Here is a 21,147-nt window from a genome sequence, read left to right on the forward strand (position 1 = left end):
GCGCATCACATCCGCTGGTGGAGACGCGATCGCGGGCCGACCGATCTCTCCAACGGGGTGCTGCTGTGTGAGACCTGTCACCATCGCATCCACGACAACGGGTGGGAGATCCGCATCGACGCTCCCGGGAACGGGAGTGGGAGTGGGAGCCGGGGTAGAGCGCGGGTGTGGTTCATACCGCCCCGATATGTGGACCCACAGCAGGCCCCGAGGCTCGGCGGGCGCGCACGCTTCGACATCGCCGCCTGACGACGACGCCCGCCTGACGACGACGCCGGCCTGATCACGCGGTGCCTGATGACGCGGTGCCTGATGACGTCGATGCGTGACGTCGGCGCCTGTGCTCTCGAGGCTCAGCGATGCCTGCGGACTCAGGCCCTGCGGACTCCGGCCCCGTCGCCACCGGTCGCACCGACTCCGGCTCTGCGCAGACGGTCGGCGACCAGAATGCCGAGGGCCGTGCCGCCCACGCAGCTCGCGATGGTCACGGCAAAGAACGCGATCTGGGCGAAGAGCGACATCGACCCGAGATCGAACCATGCCCACGCGGAGATCGGGTACACGATGCCGACCGTGACCGCACCGAGATAGTGCATCCACGTGCCCCAGTAGCGCCAGAGCACGAAGAGGAACGGCAGCTCCGTGAATGCCGCCCACCAGAGATTGGTCAGCACGGTGCGGAAACCATACCCGGAGAACGGCACCATGACGAGGCCGGCGATCAGGGCAACGAGCAGGCCGACGAGTGGGCGACGCAGCAACCGCAGCGCGATCACCGACGGCAGCAGCCAGAGACCGGCGAGCGCCATGCCCACGAACGGGAGCGGCCCGGTCAGCACGGTCGAGAACCAGTTCATCGGTGCGAGCAGCACCGCTCCGGCGACGCCGAGTGCCGCGCAGGTCAGCAGGATGGCGGTAGGGAAGCGGAACCGTCCGCCGGCGCGGGGCGTCCGGCCCGCGGCATCCGCGCTCATGCCAGGGGCTCCGCGGCAGCTTCGCGGGCGGCCTTCGACGCGGGGGAGGCCGCACCGATCTTCCAGTATCCGCAGAAGCTCACCGCGTTCTTGTCCACCCCGCGCTCGCCGACGAGGTGTTTGCGGGCACCCGATGCGAGCGCCTGCTCACCCGCCGCGTACGCATGGAACGGGGCCTCCGGCAGGGCGGTGCGGCCGAGCGTCTCCAGAGCGAGGGAACCGGGAGCGACATCGTGCGGACGCGCGATCCACACCACCTCGATGCCGGCGGGATGCGCGAACTCCAGCGCATCCTCCTCGCTCGGCGTCTCGACGATCGCTGTGCCGACCGCGTTCGCCGGCAGCGAGGCGCAGATCGAGGAGATCGCGGGCAGGGCGGTCTCATCGCCGACCAACACGACACGATCCGTTCCGCGCTGCGGATTGAAGGTGAGACCCTCGTCGATGATCAGCACGTGCTCGCCCGGCCGGCAGGCCTCGGCCCACCGAGACGCCGGGCCGGCCGTTCCGTCGGCCGCCGAGCCGTGCAGGACGAAGTCCACGTCGATCTCGGCGCCGGCGTCGGCCGTGGCCGCTCGATATGCCCGCACGCTGTAGTTGCGCATCACCGGACGTTCGCCGTCGGGGATGCGCAGGAACTTCAGGTAGCCGAACATCTTGTTGGCCTTCGCCGGCACCCGGTCGAGGCCCGCGTCGCCGCCGATGGGCAGGAACAGCCGGAACCACTGGTCGAACCCCATCGGGCGGAACTTCTCGATCTCGCCGCCGCCGAGGGTCACCCTGATCCAGTGCGCCGACAGGCGTTCCGTACGCAGCACCACCAGGTGGATGAGCTCGGTCGACTCGGGCTTGACCATCTTGCTGAATGCCATCGGGTGCCTTTCAGGGAAGCTGCCAGGGGAAGAAGGCGACGAAGATGGCCGCGGATGCCAGCAGGGTCGCGATGGTGAAGACGGTGTCGCGTGTGCGGAACGGGACGAGGTGCCGCTCGGTGCGGGTGGGATGCGCACCGAAGGCGCGCGAGTCCATCGCCAGCGCCACCCGCTCGGCGTGACGGATCGCGCCGGCGAGAAGCGGCACGATGTAGCCCCACCCGCGGGCGATGCGGGCGAACGGTCCGCGTCCGCCGTGGTAACCGCGCACCCGGTGGGCCGCCCGGATCACGGCGAGCTCATGCCCGAACCGCGGCACGAACCGGAACGCTGCCAGTGCCGTGTAGCCGATCCGGTACGGCACCCGCAGCTGCTGCACACTGGCGCGCACGAGGTCGGGCCCACTGGTCGTGAGCCCGCCGACGAGCGCGAGAGCGACGATCGATCCGAGCCGCAGCGCCGTCGCGAAGCCGATCAGGAGCGCTCCGCTGTAGAGGGTCCAGTCGCCGATCCGCAAGACGGGGGAACTGCCCGCGACGAGTCCGGTGTCGACCCATACGGAGAACCCGATGCCCACCAGGAGCATGCCGGCCGGGAGACCGAGCAGCAGGAGAGCGAGGAGCCGAACCGTGAGACGCGCCCCGACCAGGATCAGCGCGTAGGCGAGAATCAGGAAAGCGGCGGGCGTCGTCAGGTCGCGCACGAACACGAGCAGGACCATCGCCGGCGCGAACCCGGCGACCTTCGCGAGCGGATTCAACGCATACAGGAACTGCCGCCGCGACGTCGCCGTGATACGTGCGTACGGATCGAAGGTCGTCGTGGTCACGCGGTCGCCCCGAGCCCGGCCGAGGCCAGCACGCGCTGCAGCGGGGGCAGGCGCAGCCCCGCGTCGGCGAACAGCCGCTCGTCCTGCAGCAGGGTGGCGGTGGGGCCGACCGCCTGCACCCGGCCGGCCGCCAGGACCACGACGTGGCTGGTGTGCTCGGCCACGAGCTGGAGGTCGTGCGTGACGATCACGATGGTCGTGCCTTCAGCGCGCAGGCTCTGCAGCAGGTCGAGCAGCTCGGCGGCTCTGGCGCGATCCTGGCCGAACGTGGGCTCGTCGAGCGCCAGCACCCGCGGGCGGGTGATCAGGGCGGTCCCCACCGACAGTCTTCGCTTCTCGCCGCCGGAGAGCAGGAACGGATGCACGCCCGCCTTGTGCTCGAGGCCGAAGCGGGCCAGCATCTCGCCGACCCTGGTCGAGATCTCGTCATCCGATACGTGCCGCAGCCGCAGTCCGTGGGCCAGCTCGTCGAACACCGTGGGGGCGATGAACTGGTGCTCGGGATTCTGGAAGACGAACCCGATGCGCGCGGCGAGGTCGCGCGGCGATGCGGTGCCCGGATCGATCCCGTCGACCCGCACCTGGCCACGAGGCGGTGGCACGACCCCTGCGAGCGCCTGGATCAGCGTCGTCTTGCCCGCGCCGTTCGCACCGACGATCGCCGTGAGGCTGCCCGGTTCGAGATCGAGATCGATCCCGTGCAGGATCTCGGTGCGGCGTCGGCGCACGGTCAGCCCGCGAGCGCGGATGATCGGCTCGACACGTGCCGTCGCCTCGCCGGAGGGTGGAGAGATCTCGTCGGCTGCGCGCCGAGGGGTGGAGGGCGAGACGTTCTCACGATCGAGCGCTGCGGCGAGCTCCTGCGGCGACAGCGGCAGGGGGGCGAGCGAGAATCCCCGTTCCCGAAGGCGGAGTGCCGCCAGGGTGGCAGCGGGAAGCCACACTCCCATCCGGACCAGCTCATCCGCGTGGTCGCGGATGACCTCGGCGGCCGGGCCGTCGAAGGCGACCCGGCCGTCGCCGTCGAGCACGATCGCGCGCGTGACGAAAGCCATCGCCGCGTCGAGGTTGTGCTCCACGAGCAGGATCGCGCGGTCGCCGGTCGCGACGACCTCCGAGAGGGCGGCGTACACGTCGTCGATGCCCTGGGGATCGAGGTTCGCCGTCGGCTCGTCGAGCACGATGAGCGGAGAGCCCATCGCCAGGGCTCCGGCGATCGCGAGTCGCTGCCTTCCGCCGCCGGAGAGGTGGTCGGGGTTCTCGTCGCGCCGTTCCCAGAGTCCGACCCGACGCAGTGCCTCCTCGACGCGACTTTCGACCACGTCGAGCGGAAGCCGCAGGTTCTCGGGGCCGAACGCGACCTCGTCGTAGACGCTGCCGGTGACGATCTGCGCATCGGGATCCTGGAAGACCATCGCGACGTGTGTGCTCAGCGTGGCCGTCTGCGCGCTGGCGGTGTCGATGCCCCCGGCTTCGACGGTGCCGACCAGCGTCGCGGGGAGGGCGTGGGGGATCAGTCCGTTGAGCGCGAGGGTGAGCGTCGACTTGCCGGAACCGGAGGGACCGAGCAGGAGCACGACCTCTCCGGCATCGATGTCGAACGTCACGTCGCGCGGCGAGGGGTGCGCCGCATCGGCGTGGGTGAGGGAGAGGTCACGCACGCGGAGCAGGGGCGCGGATGGGCGCACGGCGAAGTCCCGGGTCGGCGGATCGTACGCTTCTAACTTAGCTGAGCCTTACCTGATTCTCCATGCGGGACGAGCGCCTATCGGCGGGCGACGCCCGCGCGACTGAGCGCGGAACCGATCGCGAGGCCGACTGCGGTCCACGCGATCGGTCCGAGCACCGAGATCGCGAGGTAGAGGATCTGCGCCCACAGGGGCATGACCGCGAGGTGGGCGGCGAAGAACACCACGACGGCCACGAATATCCCGATGATCGCTGCCGAGATGAAGAACCGCCACGGCCCCCAGGAGCGATATCGGGTGAGGGCGGCCACCCCCTCCTGGATCAGACCGAACAGCAACGCGGTGCCGATGAAGCGCAGTGCCCAGGCCGGGTTGAAGGCGCTCGCGATCAGCGCGGCGAACACATGAGTGATCAGTGCGACGAGCGGAAGGCGCAGCACCTCCTGCGCGATGATGCCCGGCAGCACGTGCGATCCGAGCACCAGTCCGTAGAGGAACAGCAGGGGGCTCGCCAGCAGCACCGGTGTCACCCATCCGGCGATGCCTGCGAGGATGCCCGTCGCGACGCCGATCGCCGCGCAGACGAGCAGCACTCGAGTCGACAGGACGGAGGTACGGGCCACCTCTCCAGCTTACTGTCGACCTATCGGGAGGGCGGCCGTGGATAACCCTGGTCGATCGGCGAATGCCGACTGGTCGATCGACCAGATCTCGCGTCGATCGCTGAGGGCGGGACTATGTTGGCCGCGGTGCAGCAACGCGGTTGCACCGTGATCATCGGGAGCACCACATGGGTCGAACACCCCTCCGGATGGCAGCGGCCGCCACCCTGGCCACGCTGTTCATCGCATCGACAGCAACCACCGGCTACGCCGCGACGGAGGAGGTGACGCACCCCGTCCCCGTCGCAGGAACCCCCGGACATTACATCGTCGTGATGAAGTCGGATCCGCTCGCCACCTATGAGGGCGACGTGAAGGGGCTGAAGGCCACCAAGCCCGCGGAAGGCGAGCAGCTCGAGACGCAGTCGCAGGATTCGCAGCGCTACGTCGAGCACCTCCAGACCGAGCAGACCGACCTCGTCAGCGACATCGGCGTGACCCCCGACACGACGTATCAGGTGGTGCTGAACGGGTTCAGCGCCGACCTCAGCGGCGAACAGGTCGATGCGCTCCGTGCCTCGAAGGACGTGCTCGGTGTCTACCCCGACGAGATCCGCCACCCCGATGCGCAGACCTCGACCGACTACCTCGGTCTCGGCGACGACCGCAAGGGCCGCGGCGGCGTGTGGCAGCAGACCGGAGGAGTCGAGAAGGCCGGAGAAGGCGTCGTCGTCGGTGTGATCGACACCGGCATCGCCCCCGAGCACCCCTCCTTCGAGGGCAAGAAGATCAAGAAGCAGAAGCAGCAGAACACTCGCAACAAGGGTGGTCAGCCCTACACCGACGGCACCTACGTCTACTTCGACAAGTCCGACGGTGGCCAGTTCCAGGCCGCGATGGTCGAGGGCCAGGACTGGGACAAGAGCGACTACTCCTCGAAGCTCATCGGCGGACAGTACTTCTACGCCGGAGCCGAGGCCGCCGGGTTCGACTTCCAGTACGACTACCTCTCGCCGCGTGACGGCGACGGCCACGGCTCGCACACCGCGAGCACTGCCGCGGGCAACTTCAAGGTCAAGGCCAGCATCGAGAACGTCGATTTCGGGACGGTCTCGGGAGTCGCACCGGCCGCGAAGATCTCGGCCTACAAGGCCTGCTACGTCGGCCCCGACACGTCGACCAAGGACGATGACATCTGCGCGCAGAGCGACCTCATCGCCGCGATCGATCAGGCTGTCGCCGACGGCGTCGACGTGATCAACTACTCCATCGGTGGCGGCGCCGCCAGCACTGTGATGGCCCCGGAGGACCTCGCGTTCTTCAACGCCGCGGCTGCCGGCGTCTTCGTCGCGACCAGCGCCGGCAACGACGGCCCCGCCCCGGTCACGGCCGACCACGCATCGCCCTGGTACACGACCGTCGCCGCCTCGACCATCCCGACCTGGGAGGGCACCGTGCAGTTCGACGGGTTCGCGCAGGCCGGAGCCTCGGTGAGCGTGCCGTTCGGTCAGAGGGTCACCGGCCCGTCCATCGCCGCCGTCGATGCCTCCGCAGCAGGAGCGAAGGATCCGCAGCTCTGCCTGCCGGGCACCCTCGATCCGGCCAAGGTCGCCGGACACATCGTGGTCTGCGACCGTGGCGGCAACGCCCGCGCCGAGAAGTCGCAGGTCGTGAAGGATGCCGGGGGCATGGGCATGGTCCTCGTGAACGTGCCCGGTGGCGCCGACTCGCTCGACAACGACTTCCACTCGGTGCCGACCGTGCACCTGAACGCGGTGCACCGCGCCGCGGTGCTCGCGTACGTGCAGGGCGGCGTGGATCGTCCGATCACGCTCGTCGGGGAGAACACCACGGGCGTCACCACCCCGACGCCGCAGATCGCAGGCTTCTCGAGCCGTGGACCGATGCTGGCAGACGGCAGCGACGTGATGAAGCCGGACATCGCGGCTCCCGGCGTCGCGATCCTCGCGGCGACCGAGAACGCTCCGGGCGAGAAGCCGACCTTCGGCATCCTCTCCGGCACGTCCATGGCCTCGCCGCACGTCGCGGGTCTCGCGGCCCTGTACCTCGGTGAGCGCCCGAAGGCGACGCCCGCCGAGATCAAGTCGGCGATGATGACCACCGCCTACGACACGGTGCTGCCCGACGGATCGAAGAACACGAACCCGTTCGAGCAGGGTGCGGGTCAGGTCAATCCGAAGCGGTACCTGAACCCGGGTCTGCTCTACCTCAACGGTGTGAAGGACTGGGCGGCGTTCCTCGACGGGAAGGGGTTGTCGGACTTCCCCGGCATCGATCCCATCGACGGCAGCGATCTGAACCAGGCGTCGATCTCGATCGGCTCGCTGACCAGCGCGCAGACCGTCACCCGCACGGTCACCTCGACCGAGAAGGGCACGTTCACCGCCAAGGCCTCCGTGCCGGGAGTGAACATCAAGGTCACGCCGCAGCAGCTGAAGTTCGATCGCCCCGGTCAGACGAAGACCTTCACGGTCACGTTCGACAACGCGAGCGCTCCGGTGGAGCAGTGGGCCACGGGTTCGCTGACCTGGACGAGTGCGAAGAACTCGGTGCGCTCTCCGATCGCGCTGTTCCCGGTCACGGCCGATGCTCCGGCCGAGGTCACGGGCAGTGGTGTCGACGGCAGTACGTCGGTGGACATCACCCCCGGTCTCACCGGAGATCTGGCGCTCGGACTCTCGGGTCTGACTCCGTTCGAGCTGCTCGCCGATGCGGACAACCCGGTCGAGGGTCACTCGGGTGACGAGAAGTCGGGTGATGCGAACAAGGACGTGTCGTGGATCGTGAACGTGCCGGAGGGTACGACGCTCTCGCGGTTCGACCTCGACTCGTCCGATGACAAGGGCAGCGATCTCGACCTCACCGTGTACCGCGTGGTGAGCCCGGACGACCTGCAGTACTACCAGCGCTGGCGCTCTGCGACCGGCTCGGCGGATGAGCAGGTTACGATCCCGTCGCCGACGGCGGGTACGTACCTCGTGGTGGCCAACATCTACTCGACGACGGGCCCGATGACGTGGGACATGACCTACGCCAACGTGCTGCCCGACGGCGAGGGAGACCTGACCGCCACGCCGAACCCGCTCGCCGCGGTCCGCGGCACGCAGACGTCGTACGACCTCAGCTGGACCGGCCTGGCCGCCGGCACCCGCTACCTCGGGGTCGTGCAGTACGGCGAGTCGGATGTCCGCACCGTGCTGACGGTCGACGTGCCGCAGGCGAAGGCTCCGGAGACCCCGGCGCCCGAGACTCCGGTACCCGAGACTCCGGCGCCCGAGACTCCCGCGCCGGAGACCCCGGCTCCGGAGACGACCGCGCCGGCGACTCCCGCACCGCAGACGTCAGCGCCGGCGACTCCCGCACCGCGAGGGGAGAAGCGGGAGTAATACGGAAGCACGACAGCACGGCACCTCGTGGTCGAAGGGCCACGGGGTGCCGTGCTGTCGTGTTGCGCGGGCGCATCCGTTCACCGCGTGAACGGCGCCGCTCGTCGCAGCACCTGCTCCCTCGGTCCTCTCCGACGGCGTCGTCTTCCTAACGTGGGGGAACGCAACGTCGCGTACCCCGAGGAGACCCCCATGACCGCACCTTCGTCGCGCCGCCGCGACGGCGCCGGACTCGTCGACGACGAGCCCGTGATCGTCACCGATCCGAAACTCCCCTCCGTCGCCCTCACCGAAGAGCATCACGAGAAGGCGAACCGCTGGACCCTGCCGAAGATCATCCTGTGGGCCGCGATCGCCCTGCTGGGTGCCGTCGCCTGGACCATGCTCGCGATCGTGCGCGGCGAGACCGTCAACGCGATCTGGTTCGTGTTCGCGGCGGTCTGCACGTACCTGATCGGCTACCGGTTCTACTCCAAGGTGATCGAGAAGTACATCACCCGGCCCGATGACCGCAGGGCGACTCCCGCCGAGGTCAAGCAGGACGGCAAGGACTATGTCCCCACCGACCGCCGTGTGCTCTACGGTCACCACTTCGCCGCGATCGCCGGCGCCGGCCCGCTCGTCGGACCCGTGCTCGCCGCGCAGATGGGGTACCTGCCCGGCACGATCTGGATCATCGTCGGCGTCGTGCTCGCCGGCGCCGTGCAGGACTACACGGTGCTCTTCTTCTCGATGCGCCGCGGCGGCCGCACGATCGGTCAGATGGCCCGCCAGGAGCTCGGCAAGATCGGCGGCACCGCGGCGATCATCGCATCGCTGCTGATCATGCTGATCATCGTCGCCATCCTCGCCCTCGTCGTCGTCAACGCGCTCGGCGAGAGCCCGTGGGGCGTCTTCTCGGTCGCCATGACCATCCCGATCGCCCTCTTCATGGGCGTGTACCTGCGTTATCTCCGCCCCGGCAAGGTCACCGAGGTCTCGATCATCGGCTTCGCCCTGCTGATGGCGGCGATCATCGGCGGCGGATGGGTCGCCGGCACCGAGTGGGGTCAGGCGATCTTCCACCTCGACCGCACCACCATCGCCTGGGGCATCATCGTCTACGGCTTCATCGCCGCCGTGCTCCCGGTCTGGCTGCTGCTCGCCCCGCGCGACTATCTGTCGACCTTCATGAAGATCGGTGTGATCGTCATGCTCGCCGGAGCCATCGTGCTGGTGCGCCCCGAGATCACGGTCCCCGCGGTCAGCATCTTCGGCGAGAACGGCATGGGTCCGGTGTTCGCCGGTCCGCTCTTCCCCTTCCTGTTCGTGACGATCGCGTGCGGGGCGCTCTCCGGGTTCCATGCGCTGATCGCCTCCGGAACGACCCCGAAGCTCATCGAGAAGGAGCGCCAGACGCGCTTCATCGGCTACGGCGGCATGCTCATGGAGTCGTTCGTCGCGATCATGGCCCTCGTCGCCGCGATCTCGATCGACCAGGGCATCTACTTCGCGATGAACGCACCGACGGCGGCGACAGGCGGCACGGTCGAAGGGGCCGTCGCCTTCGTGAACTCGCTGGGGCTGACGGGGGTGAATCTCACGCCCGAGATGCTCACCGGCACGGCGGCCGCGGTCGGCGAGGAGTCGATCGTGTCCCGCACCGGTGGCGCCCCGACGCTCGCCCTCGGACTCGCGCACATCATGCAGCAGGCCCTCGGCGGTCAGGCGCTCATGGCGTTCTGGTACCACTTCGCGATCATGTTCGAGGCGCTGTTCATCCTCACCGCAGTGGATGCCGGTACACGCGTCGCCCGCTTCATGCTGCAGGACTCGATCGGCGCCTGGTTCCCCAAGTTCCGCGACGTCTCGTGGCGCCCCGGCGTCTGGATCTGCACGGCGATCATGGTGGCCGGATGGGGCGCGATCCTCATCCTCGGTGTCACCGACCCGCTCGGCGGCATCAACACCTTCTTCCCGCTGTTCGGCATCGCCAACCAGCTGCTCGCCGCGATCGCGCTCGCCGTGGTGCTGGCCATCGTCGCCAAGCGCGGCCGCAGCTACTTCAAGTGGTTGTGGATCATCGCCCTGCCGCTGGCGTTCACCGCGGTCGTGACCATCACGGCGTCGCTCTACAAGATCGCCTCTCCGGTGCCGGCCATCGGCTACTGGGCGAACCACTTCCGCTACGTCGCGGCACGCGACAGCGGAGACACCTCACTCGGCGAGCCGCAGGTGCTCGACGCGGTCATCCGCAACACCGCCGTGCAGGGCACGCTGTCGATCATCTTCGTGACCCTGGCGATCATCGTGATGGTGACCGCTGTGATCGTCACGATCAGGGCCATCCGCAACGGCGGCGGCGAGAACACCGAGGAGCCGCCCGTGGCCTCGCGCCGCTTCGCCCCGGCCGGATTCCTGCCGAGCGCCGAAGAACGTGAGCTCGAGAAGCAGTGGGAGCCGATCCTCGCCGACGAGCGCAAGGCGTCGACCCACTGATGTCGATCCCCCTGAGATGGCCGACACCATGAGGCGGACGGATGCCGCGACCACCCTGCTGCGGACGCTGCTCAGCGCCGCGGCGCGGGCCGGTCGCGGCATCCGCTGGTACATGACGAGCCTGATGGGCGACACCGCCTATGCGACCTACGTCGCCCATCAGCGTCGACAGCATCCGGACGAGGAGCCGCTGACCGAACGGCAGTTCTGGCGGCAGCGGATGGACGACCAGGATCGCAACCCCGGTGCCCGCTGCTGCTGAGCGCAGCCACGCCGGTGCCTAGGCTGGGACCATGACCGACGTCGTTCTCGCAGCGATCCTCGGCGTGCTCGGCGGCATCGTCCTCTCGGTGCTCCTCCTGCTCGCACGCCGACTCGCGCGCGGGGCCGCCGACCTCGGAAGCGACGCCGAACAGGCCGCCCTCACCGCACTGCATCAGGCGAGCCTGGCGGCGCCGCATCTGCGCGCCGGACTCTCGGATCCCGATGTGGTCAAAGCCGCGCGTCACCTGCGAGTGCTGCTCGGCAGCGCGGCGGTCGCGATCGTGAGCGCGGAAGGCACGGTGTCGTTCGACGGTCCGTCCGATGGACTCGAATCCGCGGCCCGCCGCATCGCCGCCCAGGTCGGGGCCTCGGGGCGGAGGCAGGTGTTCCCGGCGCAGGGCAGGGAGGACGACCTGGAGGCGGTCGGGGCTCCGATCCTCGTCGACGGCCGCGTGGTGGGCGTCGTCGTGGCCTTCGCGGCACCGGTCAGAGCCGCGCTCGTGCGGGCGGCGGAAGAAGTCGCCGACTGGTGCGGGGCCCAGGTCGAACTCGGCGGACTCGATGCGCAGCGGACGCAGCTGGCCGAGGCGGAGCTGCGCTCGCTGCGGGCGCAGATCTCCCCGCACTTCATCTACAACGCCCTCACGGCGATCGCCTCGTTCATCCTCACCGACCCCGCGCGGGCCAGGGAGCTGGTGCTCGAGTTCGCCGACTTCACGCGCTACTCGTTCCGCCGTCAGGGCGAGTTCACGACGGTCGCCGAGGAGCTCGGCAGCATCCACTCCTATCTGGAACTGGAGCGCGCCCGCTTCGGTGATCGGCTCCGCGTGACCCTGCAGATCGCCCCGGAGACGCTGGCGACCGTCATCCCGTTCCTCTCGGTGCAGCCCCTGGTCGAGAACGCGGTCCGCCACGGGCTCGAGCCGGGTGAGGGCGGGGGAGAGATCCGCATCGCCTCGCGCGACGACGGCACCCACACCGAGATCACGGTCGAGGACGATGGCGTCGGCATGGATCCGGAAGCCTTGCGGACCACGCTGACGGCCGGTGACGACGGTGTGCACGTGGGGCTTCGCAACGTCGACACCCGGCTCCGCCAGCTCTACGGTGCGGACGGAGGGCTGGTGGTCGAGACGAACACCGGCGCCGGTACCCTGGTGCGCATGCGGGTCCCGAAATCTCAGCCGCAGCACGACCCGGACGCCGACTGACGATCATGACGAACAGCGCCCCCTCGATCGACGTCCTCGTCGCGGATGACGAGCGTCCAGCCCTCGACGAGCTCGTCCACCTGCTCGGCACTGACGCCCGCATCGGCGAGATCCTCACCGCGTCGTCGGGCGCGGATGCGCTGCGGCTGATGTCGGAGCGCGCGGTGCGGATCGCGTTCCTCGACATCCACATGCCAGGGTTGACCGGGATGGAGCTCGCGCGGGCGCTGCTGACCCTCGCCGAACCTCCGGCGGTCGTGTTCGTCACCGCCGACGAGGCGAAGGCGGTGGAGGCGTTCGAGCTGCGTGCCGCCGACTATCTGCTCAAGCCCGTGCGCCTCGAGCGTCTGCGGCGGGCGGTCGACCGGGTGGTCGAGCTCGGGGACGCCGCGGCATCGGGCGACGACGAGATGCTGCCGGTCACGGTCGGCTCGGTCGTGCGGTTCGTGAAACGCAGCGACGTGCGCTGGGTGCGGGCGCAGGGGGACTACTCCCGACTGCACACCGGAGATGGGACGGGTCATCTGGTGCGCATCCCGATCTCGGAGCTGGAGGCGCGATGGGCGGATGCCGGGTTCCTCCGCATCCACCGCTCTTCGCTCGTGCGCATCGCCGCCGTGACCGAGGCGCGGCTGTCGGGGTCGGAGCCCACCGTGTCGATCGGTGCGACGTCTCTCCCGGTCAGCCGGCGACTGGTACCCGCGGTGCGCGACGCGCTGCTGCGCGGAGAGGGGGCAGGATGACCGAGAAGCCGAAGCGGGTTCGTGTGACGGCCGACCTGCCCGATCGGAGGCCGACCACCTTCACCCGCGGCATCGCGCTCCCCGGCTCGCCCGTCGACGAGGCGGATGCCGTGTATGCGCGCGCCCTGATGCGCAGTCAGCTCCGGCTCGCGCTCGGGACCGTCGCGGGGTTCGTCGTCGTGGTCATCGCGCTGACCCTGACGATCGCTCTCGTCCCCGAGGTCGGACAGGTCGTGGTCTGGGGCCTGCCGCTGTCGTGGCTGCTGCAGGCCTACGCGTTCTATCCGATCATCCTCGTGTTCGCGGTGCTCTACGTGCGCACGGCCGCCCGCAACGAGCGCCGATACCGGGCGCTCCGTGATCGCGAATGAACGCGGTGCTCGACCTCATCGGCGTCGCGCTCGTCATCGTCGCGACCCTGCTGATCGGGGTCTACGGACTGCGCATCTCGCGCACGACGGGAGACTTCTTCGTCGCCTCGCGCACCGTGCGGCCGGTGTGGAACGCGTCGGCGATCAGCGGCGAGTACCTCTCGGCCGGCACTTTCCTCGGACTGTCGGGTCTCGTGCTGCTCGACGGCGCCCGCGGCTTCTGGTTCCCGATCGGCTATGCGGCCGGCTACCTGCTGGTGCTCGCGTTCGTGGCGGCGCCGCTCCGGCGCAGCGGCGCCTACACGATCCCGGACTTCATCGAGGCGCGGCTGGAGTCGACGTCGGCCCGGCGCGTGACCAGCATCGCGGTGCTGGTGATCGGCTGGCTCTACATCGTGCCGCAGCTGCACGGAGCGGGGCTGACGCTCCTCGTCGTGGCCGGCCTTCCGGAATGGGTGGGGGCCGTGACCGTCGCGGTGCTCGTGGCGGCGGCGGTCGCCGCGGGCGGCATGCGGGCCATCACCTATGTGCAGGCGTTCCAGTACTGGCTCAAGCTCACGGCGCTCCTGGTGCCGGTGGTGTTCATCGCGTTCGCCCTCAGCGACGGTCCGCACGACGTCGATCCCGCGCTGGTGTTTCCCATCGAGGCCGGGCCCTCGGGTTTCGACGCCTACGAGACGGCATCCCTGTTGCTCGCACTGCTGTTGGGGACGATGGGGCTCCCGCACGTGCTGGTGCGGTTCTACACGAGTCCGACCGGGGTGTCGGCGCGGCGGACCACCGTCATCGTGATCGGCATGGTGAGCGCGTTCTATGCGGTGTCGAGCACGATGGGGCTGCTGGCGCGCATCGCCGCTCCCGACCTCGCGGTTCCCGGTGTCGCCGACACGGTGGTGCTGCTGTTGCCGTCGCGAGTGTTCCCCGGAGCGTTCGGCGAACTGCTGACCGCGCTGATCGTCGCGGGGGCGTTCGCGGCGTTCCTGGCGACATCGGCCGGCCTCGTGGTGTCGCTCGCCGGCGTGATCAGTCAGGACGTGTTCTCCGGTTCGGTGCGGTCGTTCCGGCTGTCGGCCGTGCTCTGTGCGCTGGTGCCGCTCGTGGTGGCGCTGCTCACGGCACCAGCCGGCCTCGGGTCGAGCGTCGGCGTGGTGTTCGTGGTGGCGGCGTCGACGCTGTCGCCGGTCGTGCTGTTGGGAGTCTGGTGGCGAGGACTCACCGCCCGTGGCGCGGTCGCCGGGATGCTGTCGGGCGGGATCGCCGCCGGACTCGCGCTGCTCGTGCACGCGGCGGTCGGGGGAGTCGGAGTGGCCGCGCCCTACCTCGCGCAGCCCGCCGCCTGGACGATCCCGCTCGCCACGGCCGTGACGGTCGTGGTGTCGCTCCTCGATCCGCGGGGACCGTCGCCGCGTACAGAGCGCTTCCTCGCTCGTGTGCACACGCCCGAGCGCGGCTGAGTCAGAGTTTCCGGCTGCGCGGCATGAGCCGCACGTCAGGGAGCGGCGGAGCGGGGATGCGCACGTCGTGACCGTCGACCGCGCCGAAGCGGGGGGATGCCGCTCCCGTCACGGACTCCGCTTCCCACTCTTCGCGCGCCTCGACGATCTCGTCATGCGAGCGGCCGGCGAAGTTCCACCACATCACGATGTCGTCCTCGAAGGGCGCGCCGCCGAGCAGGAACAGCAGGGCCCCCTCGGTGCTCGACACCTCGACGGTGTCGCGGGAGTCGCCGAGGTAGAGCAGTGCGTTGCGATCGAGCGGATGCGCGGCCACCACGGCATCTCCCTCGACGAGCATGAGGGCGTGCTCCCAGTCGGAGCGCAGCGGCAGATGCACACGCGAGCCGGGAGCGAGCACGATCTCGGCCCCGACGATCGGGGTGTGCACCGTGGCGGGCGAGCGCACGCCGGCGAACTCGCCGAGCACGACGGTGGCTTCGGCATCCGCTCCCTCGTCGGCCGAGACGGTGAGTGCGGGCAGTGCGGTGTGCCGTTCGAACCCGGCAGCGCCGTGGCGGGCCGAATCCGGGAGCGCCACCCAGAACTGCAGCGCATCGAGGGGGACGGGATCCTCGCCGATCGAGTACTCCGAGTGCGAGATCCCGTTGCCCGCGGTCATCAGGTTCAGCTGCCCGCGACGCAGGTCGGCGTCGCTGCCGAGCGAGTCGCGGTGACGGATCTCTCCGACGAGCGGCCAGGTCACGGTCTGCAGACCGATGTGGGGGTGCGGCTCGACCCGCATCTTCGTGTCGGCCGGTCCGAAACGGTCGAGGAAGCACCAGGCGCCGATCGTGGGCAGGTTGCGGTGCGGCAGCGCGCGCAGCACGTTCATGCCGCGCACCCCGCCGAGCGGCACCTCGCGGGGCTCGAGGAGGAGGCGGTGCTGCCCGATCATTCGGCGCGGCCCGTCGGGTCCTCACCCGCGGTTCCCACAGGTGCAGAGGGGGTCTTCGGCCAGCGGATCTCGGCACCGGCCACCTCGTGCGTCTCGAGGTACTTGGCGATGTACGGGCACAGCGGCACGATGGCGTCACCCCGTCCTGCCGCATCCGCCAGCGCCTCGGCAGCGAGCTTCCCGGCCAGCCCCTGGCCTTGGAACGCCGGGTCGACCTCGGTGTGGATGAAGCGGATGGATCCGGGGCGCAGGTCGTACGCGGCGAAGCCGGCGAGCACGTCGTCGGAGCGGATCTCGTACCGCGATTCGTCGTCGTTGCGGGTCACGGTGATGTCGGTCATCGGAGGCTCCTTCGAACGGATGCCTCCAACCTACGCCCCGCGTGCGCGGTCGGGCCCGGCGGAAACCCAGACCGTCTGCTGCCGCACCGGCGCGTCGGAGTGCGACACTCCGTGGGGGAGGCGGGTGGTCTGGGTTTCGGCAGCCGGGCGGTCGAGGGTGTGGAGGAAGCGCCTCCCGCGTCGGCGGGGGTCGTTACGCTGGAGGGATGCCGCAGACTCCCCGTGACCCGTACGCGGACCTGCCGTACGCCGACGAGCCCTACGACGACGGCTGGGAGTCGTCCGCCCCGCCCGAGCCGATGGACTGGGAGCCGCAGGGGGCGGGCTACGAGCCGCCGCTCGACTGGGGTCAGGGTCCGGTCACGCCGGTGGCCCCCGCATCCGCGGCTCCGGCCGCTCGTCGCGCGACGCCGAGCCGGTACGCGACCGCGCGCGAGGCTCTGCACACCGTCTTCGGCTACGACGAGTTCCGTGGCGACCAGGCCGACATCGTCGAGCAGGTCATCGCCGGCGGAGACGCCGTCGTGCTGATGCCGACCGGTGGCGGAAAGAGCATCACCTACCAGGTGCCCGCCCTCGTCCGTGAGGGCACGGGCCTCGTGATCAGCCCGCTCATCGCGCTCATGCACGACCAGGTCGATGCCCTGCGGGCCAACGGTGTGAAGGCGGCCTACCTCAACTCCACCCAGGCGATCGACGAGCGTCGCGAGGTCGAGCGGGCCTACGTCGCCGGCGAGCTCGACCTCATCTACGTCGCCCCCGAGCGCCTCTCGAACGCACAGACCACCGCGCTGCTGCAGCGTGGAACGCTCAGCGTCATCGCGATCGACGAGGCCCACTGCGTGTCGCAGTGGGGTCACGACTTCCGTCCCGACTACCTGGCTCTCGGCGACCTGGGCGAGCGGTTCCCCGGGGTGCCGCGCATGGCGCTCACGGCGACGGCGACCGCGGCGACGCACAAGGAGATCACCGAGCGGCTGCACCTCGAGGGTGCCGCCCACTTCGTCGCGAGCTTCGACCGCCCGAACATCCAGTACCGCATCGTGCCCAAGGTCGACCCGCGCAAGCAGCTCGTCCAGTTCATCCGCTCGCAGCCGGAAGGCGCGGCAGGCATCGTCTACGCGCTCAGCCGCAAATCGGTCGAGCAGACGGCGACCTCCCTCGCCGCCCAGGGGTTCGATGCGCTGCCGTACCACGCGGGTCTGCCCGCCGAGGTGCGGGCGGCCAACCAGGCGCGCTTCCTCCGTGAAGACGGCGTGGTCATGGTCGCGACCATCGCGTTCGGCATGGGCATCGACAAGCCCGACGTGCGCTTCGTCGCGCACATCGATCTGCCGAAGTCGGTCGAGGGCTACTACCAGGAGACCGGTCGCGCCGGCCGCGACGGCGAGCCCTCTGTGGCGTGGATGGCGTACGGTCTGGGCGACGTCGTGCAGCAGCGCCGGCTCATCGACCAGAGCCCCGGCGACCGCACGTTCAAGATGCGGATGGGTCAGCACCTCGACGCGATGCTCGCGCTGTGCGAGACCGTGGAGTGCCGCCGGCAGAACTTGCTGGGGTACTTCGGTCAGGAATCGCAGCCCTGTGGCAACTGCGACACGTGCCTCGAGAACACCGAGACGTTCGACGGGCTCGTGCCCGCGCAGAAGCTGCTCTCGACGATCGTGCGGCTGAAGCGTGAGCGCAATCAGGCGTTCGGTGCCGGCCACCTCATCGACATCCTCCGCGGCGCCTCGACCGAGCGCATCCGGCAGCAGGGACACGAGAAGCTCGCGACCTACGGCATCGGCAACGACCTCTCCGATCAGGACTGGCGCAGCGTCGTCCGGCAGCTCCTCGCTCGTGGCATCCTGGTCGCGCAGGGCGACTACGGCACCCTCGCTCCCGGAGAGCAGGCCGCCGGAGTGCTGCGCGGCGAGACGGCTGTACCGCTGCGCAAGGACACGATCGGGCGTCCGACCTCGTCCGGTCGGGCTCGCAAGGCCAGTGCCGCCGATGCCCTGGACGCCGGAGACCGGGGTCTGTTCGAGGCGCTGCGCACCTGGCGGGCCGAGACCGCTCGCGAGCAGGGCGTCCCCGCCTACATCGTGTTCGGGGACGCGACCCTGCGCGCGCTCGCGGAGCATCGTCCTGCCTCCCTCGCCGACCTCGACGGGATCACCGGCATCGGCGCGAAGAAACGCGAGGCGTACGGCAAGGGTGTTCTCGCGGTCATCGCTGCGGCCTGATCTGAGCCCTGACCATCACCGCCCGACTCCGCGCGCGCTCAGCGCGGAGGCAGCACGTCGTCGAGATGTGCGCGCAGGTGGGTGGCGATGTCGAGCCGCTCCCTGTCGTACAGCCACTGGTACTGCAGTCCGTCCCACATCGCGATGAGCCACGTGGCCTCGTGCGCGGGGTCGCGGTGCGCCGGTAGGTCGCCGTCGACCTGGGCGAGCCGGAAGAGCTCGGTGAAGTAGTCGAGGGCGTTCGCGAACCGCATCGCGAAGTAGTCATGCGCGGGGTGGGTGGCGGGCACGGCCTCGCACGACAACACCGCATACACCTCGATCAGACCGGGTTCCTCCTGCGCGCTGAGCGCGGCACCGTCGGGGATGCCGCGCAGCAGCTCGCCCGCTGACGCGGCGCCGGCGAACCCCTGGTTCTGGTTGATGGCGCTGTCGCGTTCGGTCAGGACGGCGCTGAGCAGCAGTTCCTTCGACGGGTAGTGGTGCAGCAGCGTCGACTTCGACACCCCGACCGCGGTCGCGATGTCCTGCAGGCTGGTGTCGCCGTAGCCGTCGCGGGCGAACAGGCGGGTCGCATCGGCGAGGATCTGCGCGCGACGACGACGGCCGACCGCATAGCCGGGATCGACGTCGGCTGCAGCGGTCGTGCGCAGTGCGGGCAGGGGCCCCGCCGGGTCAGAGGTGTCCGACGAGGGCTCGTCGTCGGGGTTCCGCCACCCGAGCGGCAGTGCCCAGAGGTTCTCCCGCTCCTCGAGCATCTCCACCACGTCGACCCGATCAGGCAGATACTGCGACAGCAGCTGCAGCCCGTCCCATCCGGCGGTGTGTCGCACCGTCTCCCCGTCGACATCGCGATCGGCCGCGATGACGCCGTGGTGCTTCGCGTCTTCCAGGACGTCGATGCTCAGCGAGCGGAGTCGGCAGTACCGGGCGCGCATCCGCTCGTGCGCAGGGTGTCCGGGAGCAGAGGCTTCGCCCGTGAGCGCGGCGAACAGCTCGAGGTAGCCCGCGGTGCGCGCGTTCCGCTCGGCGATGCCGGCGAACACCAGCTCGCCCGGCTCGGAGGCGGCCGAGATGGCGCTGAACACGGTCTCGTTCTCGGCTTCGAGCTCGGCGACCACTTCGCCGAGCAGGTCGTCCTTCGAGGCGAAATGGCCGAGGAGCCCTGGATGGCTGACGGAGGCCGCGGTGGCGATATCGCGCAGAGACGTCGACCGGTAGCCGCGGGTGACGAACAGGTCATGTGCGGCGGTGAGGATCCGCTGGCGCGTGGCGGCAGCGCGCGCGTGCCGGGAGCCGGTCGCCGTCGTCGTCATCGCATCCTCCTTCCACATCCTATCCTCGCTCATTACCAATCGGTCTGGTTTCAGTTACCAGACGGTCGAGATTGGTGTATCGTCATCCCAGACCGCATCGCCCGAAGACGTGCGGTGAATCGAAAGGACTGTCATGACAGAGCTGTCATCCGCCGCCACGGCGGCCGCGGTCGGCACCACCGGGTTCAAGGCCCCCGGAACCACGCCGCCGAAGACCCCGCGCGGCTACACGCCGGGCCTCGCCGCCGTGAACTTCGGCGTCTACCTCGCCCTGCTCACCCCGGTCATGGTGTCGATGGCATTCAAGATCCAGCACATCGACCCCGTGAACACCGAGGGCAGCCTCGGACTCGTGATGGGCGTGGGCGCGATCTTCGCCTTGATCGCGAACCCCCTCGTCGGTCGACTCTCCGACCGCACCACCTCGCTCTGGGGCATGCGTCGTCCGTGGATCCTCGGCGGCGCGATCGTCGGGCTCGGCGGCTTCCTCCTCATCGGCTCGGCGACCTCCGTGTGGATGGTCCTGCTCGCCTGGTGCCTCGTGCAGACCGCGATGAACGCCGTGCTGGCCGCGGCCAACGCCACGCTGCCCGATCAGGTGCCGGTCACCAGCCGAGGCAAGGTCTCCGGCATCATCGGCATCACGACCCCGATCGGCATCCTCGCCGGCAGCTTCCTCGTGAACTTCCTCCCCGGCGACTTCGAGCGCTTCGTCGTCCCCGGCGTGATCGCACTGATCCTCGTGATCGTGTTCGTCCTGATCCTCAAGGACCGCCGCCTCACCGAGAAGCCGGCCGACAAGTTCACCGTCGGCATGTTCTTCGGCTCGTTCGTGTTCAACCCGCGCACGCACCCCGACTTCGGCTGGACCTGGCTCACCAAGTTCTTCGTGATGTTCGGCTACGCCGGTATCGCCACCTTCCTGCCGCTCTACCTCGTCACCAAGTTCGGCCTCGACGAGCAGGGCGCGGTCGGCATCATCCTGGCCGCCAACCTCGCCTCGATGGCGGCGATGGCGATCTCCTCGCCGCTGGGTGGATTCCTCTCCGACAAGATCGGCAAGCGTCGCCCCTTCGTCGCGATCGCCGGCGTGATCATGGTGGTCGGGCTGGTCATCCTCGCCGTCGCCCCCGACGTCACGACCGTCATCATCGCGCAGGCGATCATCGGTCTGGGCGCCGGGTCCTTCCTCTCGGTCGACCTGGCCCTCGCGACCGAGGTGCTGCCCAACCCCGACGACGTGGCCAAGGACCTCGGTGTGCTGAACATCGCCAATGCTCTGCCGCAGTCCATCGCCCCGGCCATCGCCCCCGGCATCATCGCCATCGGCGCAGCCACACCGCTCGGCGGCTACACCACCTGGTACCTGTTCGGCGCGGTCGTCGCGCTGGCCGGCGCCGTTCTCGTCTACCGCATCAAGGGAGTCAAGTGA

The 21,147-nt window shown here is 69.5% G+C and carries 18 protein-coding genes; 10 read left to right on the plus strand and 8 right to left on the minus strand.

Annotated elements, in window-relative coordinates; genetic code table 11:
• The first annotated feature begins 9 nt into the window (after window positions 1–9).
• Window positions 10–249, plus strand: a complete 240-nt coding sequence (locus tag GLO27_RS10605; RefSeq protein WP_347878404.1) for an HNH endonuclease — start codon at window positions 10–12, stop codon at window positions 247–249.
• A gap of 122 nt (window positions 250–371) precedes the next feature.
• Here GLO27_RS10605 and GLO27_RS10610 read toward each other — a convergent pair whose 3' ends face one another.
• The 5 genes from GLO27_RS10610 to GLO27_RS10630 all read right to left on the minus strand — a co-directional run bounded on the left by GLO27_RS10610 (window position 372) and on the right by GLO27_RS10630 (window position 4,986).
• Window positions 372–974 (minus strand): ECF transporter S component, encoded by a 603-nt coding sequence (locus GLO27_RS10610; RefSeq protein WP_167254815.1) that lies wholly within the window; start codon window positions 972–974, stop codon window positions 372–374.
• Window positions 971–1,846 carry a siderophore-interacting protein gene (locus GLO27_RS10615; protein ID WP_167254817.1) on the minus strand — a complete coding sequence of 292 codons (876 nt, stop codon included), beginning with the start codon at window positions 1,844–1,846 and terminating at the stop codon, window positions 971–973. Before GLO27_RS10615 ends, GLO27_RS10610 begins: the two co-directional genes overlap by 4 nt.
• Window positions 1,847–1,856: 10 nt before the next feature.
• Window positions 1,857–2,675 carry a CbiQ family ECF transporter T component gene (locus GLO27_RS10620; RefSeq protein WP_167254819.1) on the minus strand — a complete coding sequence of 273 codons (819 nt, stop codon included), beginning with the start codon at window positions 2,673–2,675 and terminating at the stop codon, window positions 1,857–1,859.
• Entirely contained in the window at window positions 2,672–4,363 is a 1,692-nt protein-coding gene (locus tag GLO27_RS10625) for an ABC transporter ATP-binding protein (protein ID WP_167254821.1), read from the minus strand. Before GLO27_RS10625 ends, GLO27_RS10620 begins: the two co-directional genes overlap by 4 nt.
• 77 nt (window positions 4,364–4,440) lie before the next feature.
• Window positions 4,441–4,986 carry an ECF transporter S component gene (locus tag GLO27_RS10630; RefSeq protein ID WP_167254823.1) on the minus strand — a complete coding sequence of 182 codons (546 nt, stop codon included), beginning with the start codon at window positions 4,984–4,986 and terminating at the stop codon, window positions 4,441–4,443.
• 167 nt (window positions 4,987–5,153) lie between these two features.
• Between GLO27_RS10630 and GLO27_RS10635 the strand changes: the two genes are divergently transcribed.
• The 7 genes from GLO27_RS10635 to GLO27_RS10665 all read left to right on the plus strand — a co-directional run bounded on the left by GLO27_RS10635 (window position 5,154) and on the right by GLO27_RS10665 (window position 14,893).
• On the plus strand, window positions 5,154–8,372 hold the full coding sequence (locus GLO27_RS10635; RefSeq protein ID WP_167254825.1) for a S8 family serine peptidase: 3,219 nt from the start codon (window positions 5,154–5,156) through the stop codon (window positions 8,370–8,372).
• A gap of 192 nt (window positions 8,373–8,564) precedes the next feature.
• Entirely contained in the window at window positions 8,565–10,850 is a 2,286-nt protein-coding gene (locus GLO27_RS10640) for a carbon starvation CstA family protein (RefSeq protein WP_021198459.1), read from the plus strand.
• A 16-nt stretch (window positions 10,851–10,866) separates the two neighbouring features.
• Window positions 10,867–11,112: a YbdD/YjiX family protein gene (locus tag GLO27_RS10645; protein WP_021198460.1), complete on the plus strand. Its 246-nt coding sequence runs from the start codon at window positions 10,867–10,869 to the stop codon at window positions 11,110–11,112.
• A gap of 31 nt (window positions 11,113–11,143) precedes the next feature.
• Window positions 11,144–12,325: a histidine kinase gene (locus tag GLO27_RS10650; protein ID WP_021198461.1), complete on the plus strand. Its 1,182-nt coding sequence runs from the start codon at window positions 11,144–11,146 to the stop codon at window positions 12,323–12,325.
• A gap of 5 nt (window positions 12,326–12,330) precedes the next feature.
• Window positions 12,331–13,068 carry a LytTR family DNA-binding domain-containing protein gene (locus GLO27_RS10655; RefSeq protein WP_021198462.1) on the plus strand — a complete coding sequence of 246 codons (738 nt, stop codon included), beginning with the start codon at window positions 12,331–12,333 and terminating at the stop codon, window positions 13,066–13,068.
• Window positions 13,065–13,439: a hypothetical protein gene (locus GLO27_RS10660; RefSeq protein WP_021198463.1), complete on the plus strand. Its 375-nt coding sequence runs from the start codon at window positions 13,065–13,067 to the stop codon at window positions 13,437–13,439. The genes GLO27_RS10655 and GLO27_RS10660 overlap by 4 nt, the downstream gene beginning before the upstream one ends.
• On the plus strand, window positions 13,436–14,893 hold the full coding sequence (locus GLO27_RS10665; RefSeq protein ID WP_167254827.1) for a cation acetate symporter: 1,458 nt from the start codon (window positions 13,436–13,438) through the stop codon (window positions 14,891–14,893). Before GLO27_RS10660 ends, GLO27_RS10665 begins: the two co-directional genes overlap by 4 nt.
• Window position 14,894: 1 nt before the next feature.
• Here the strand turns inward: GLO27_RS10665 and GLO27_RS10670 are convergent, their stop codons facing one another.
• Both GLO27_RS10670 and GLO27_RS10675 read right to left on the minus strand, forming a co-directional pair.
• Complete coding sequence (locus tag GLO27_RS10670; protein WP_167254829.1) at window positions 14,895–15,830, minus strand: pirin family protein; 936 nt, start codon at window positions 15,828–15,830, stop codon at window positions 14,895–14,897.
• Complete coding sequence (locus GLO27_RS10675; RefSeq protein ID WP_167254831.1) at window positions 15,827–16,171, minus strand: GNAT family N-acetyltransferase; 345 nt, start codon at window positions 16,169–16,171, stop codon at window positions 15,827–15,829. The genes GLO27_RS10670 and GLO27_RS10675 overlap by 4 nt, the downstream gene beginning before the upstream one ends.
• Before the next feature lie 206 nt (window positions 16,172–16,377).
• Between GLO27_RS10675 and recQ the strand changes: the two genes are divergently transcribed.
• On the plus strand, window positions 16,378–18,399 hold the full coding sequence (gene recQ / locus GLO27_RS10680) for a DNA helicase RecQ (RefSeq protein WP_167254833.1): 2,022 nt from the start codon (window positions 16,378–16,380) through the stop codon (window positions 18,397–18,399).
• A gap of 38 nt (window positions 18,400–18,437) precedes the next feature.
• On the opposite strand, the gene GLO27_RS10685 is transcribed toward recQ, so the two are convergent.
• Window positions 18,438–19,715 carry a TetR/AcrR family transcriptional regulator gene (locus tag GLO27_RS10685; protein WP_167254835.1) on the minus strand — a complete coding sequence of 426 codons (1,278 nt, stop codon included), beginning with the start codon at window positions 19,713–19,715 and terminating at the stop codon, window positions 18,438–18,440.
• 133 nt (window positions 19,716–19,848) lie between these two features.
• Here GLO27_RS10685 and GLO27_RS10690 point away from each other — a divergent pair, with 133 nt between their 5' ends.
• Window positions 19,849–21,147: an MFS transporter gene (locus tag GLO27_RS10690; RefSeq protein ID WP_167254837.1), complete on the plus strand. Its 1,299-nt coding sequence runs from the start codon at window positions 19,849–19,851 to the stop codon at window positions 21,145–21,147.

Source organism: Microbacterium sp. Be9, from assembly GCF_011754135.1.
In the GTDB taxonomy this organism is placed as follows: Bacteria; Actinomycetota; Actinomycetes; order Actinomycetales; family Microbacteriaceae; genus Microbacterium; species Microbacterium maritypicum_A.

What these genes read in the sequence shown, in the direction of transcription:
- GLO27_RS10610 (WP_167254815.1), bottom strand. Translation starts at nt 974, where the DNA reads ATGAGCGCGGATGCCGCGGGCCGGACGCCCCGCGCCGGCGGACGGTTC.
- GLO27_RS10615 (WP_167254817.1), bottom strand. Translation starts at nt 1,846, where the DNA reads ATGGCATTCAGCAAGATGGTCAAGCCCGAGTCGACCGAGCTCATCCAC.
- GLO27_RS10635 (WP_167254825.1), top strand. Translation starts at nt 5,154, where the DNA reads ATGGGTCGAACACCCCTCCGGATGGCAGCGGCCGCCACCCTGGCCACG.
- GLO27_RS10640 (WP_021198459.1), top strand. Translation starts at nt 8,565, where the DNA reads ATGACCGCACCTTCGTCGCGCCGCCGCGACGGCGCCGGACTCGTCGAC.
- GLO27_RS10645 (WP_021198460.1), top strand. Translation starts at nt 10,867, where the DNA reads ATGGCCGACACCATGAGGCGGACGGATGCCGCGACCACCCTGCTGCGG.
- GLO27_RS10650 (WP_021198461.1), top strand. Translation starts at nt 11,144, where the DNA reads ATGACCGACGTCGTTCTCGCAGCGATCCTCGGCGTGCTCGGCGGCATC.
- GLO27_RS10655 (WP_021198462.1), top strand. Translation starts at nt 12,331, where the DNA reads ATGACGAACAGCGCCCCCTCGATCGACGTCCTCGTCGCGGATGACGAG.
- GLO27_RS10660 (WP_021198463.1), top strand. Translation starts at nt 13,065, where the DNA reads ATGACCGAGAAGCCGAAGCGGGTTCGTGTGACGGCCGACCTGCCCGAT.
- GLO27_RS10665 (WP_167254827.1), top strand. Translation starts at nt 13,436, where the DNA reads ATGAACGCGGTGCTCGACCTCATCGGCGTCGCGCTCGTCATCGTCGCG.
- GLO27_RS10670 (WP_167254829.1), bottom strand. Translation starts at nt 15,830, where the DNA reads ATGATCGGGCAGCACCGCCTCCTCCTCGAGCCCCGCGAGGTGCCGCTC.
- GLO27_RS10675 (WP_167254831.1), bottom strand. Translation starts at nt 16,171, where the DNA reads ATGACCGACATCACCGTGACCCGCAACGACGACGAATCGCGGTACGAG.
- recQ (WP_167254833.1), top strand. Translation starts at nt 16,378, where the DNA reads ATGCCGCAGACTCCCCGTGACCCGTACGCGGACCTGCCGTACGCCGAC.
- GLO27_RS10685 (WP_167254835.1), bottom strand. Translation starts at nt 19,715, where the DNA reads ATGACGACGACGGCGACCGGCTCCCGGCACGCGCGCGCTGCCGCCACG.
- GLO27_RS10690 (WP_167254837.1), top strand. Translation starts at nt 19,849, where the DNA reads ATGACAGAGCTGTCATCCGCCGCCACGGCGGCCGCGGTCGGCACCACC.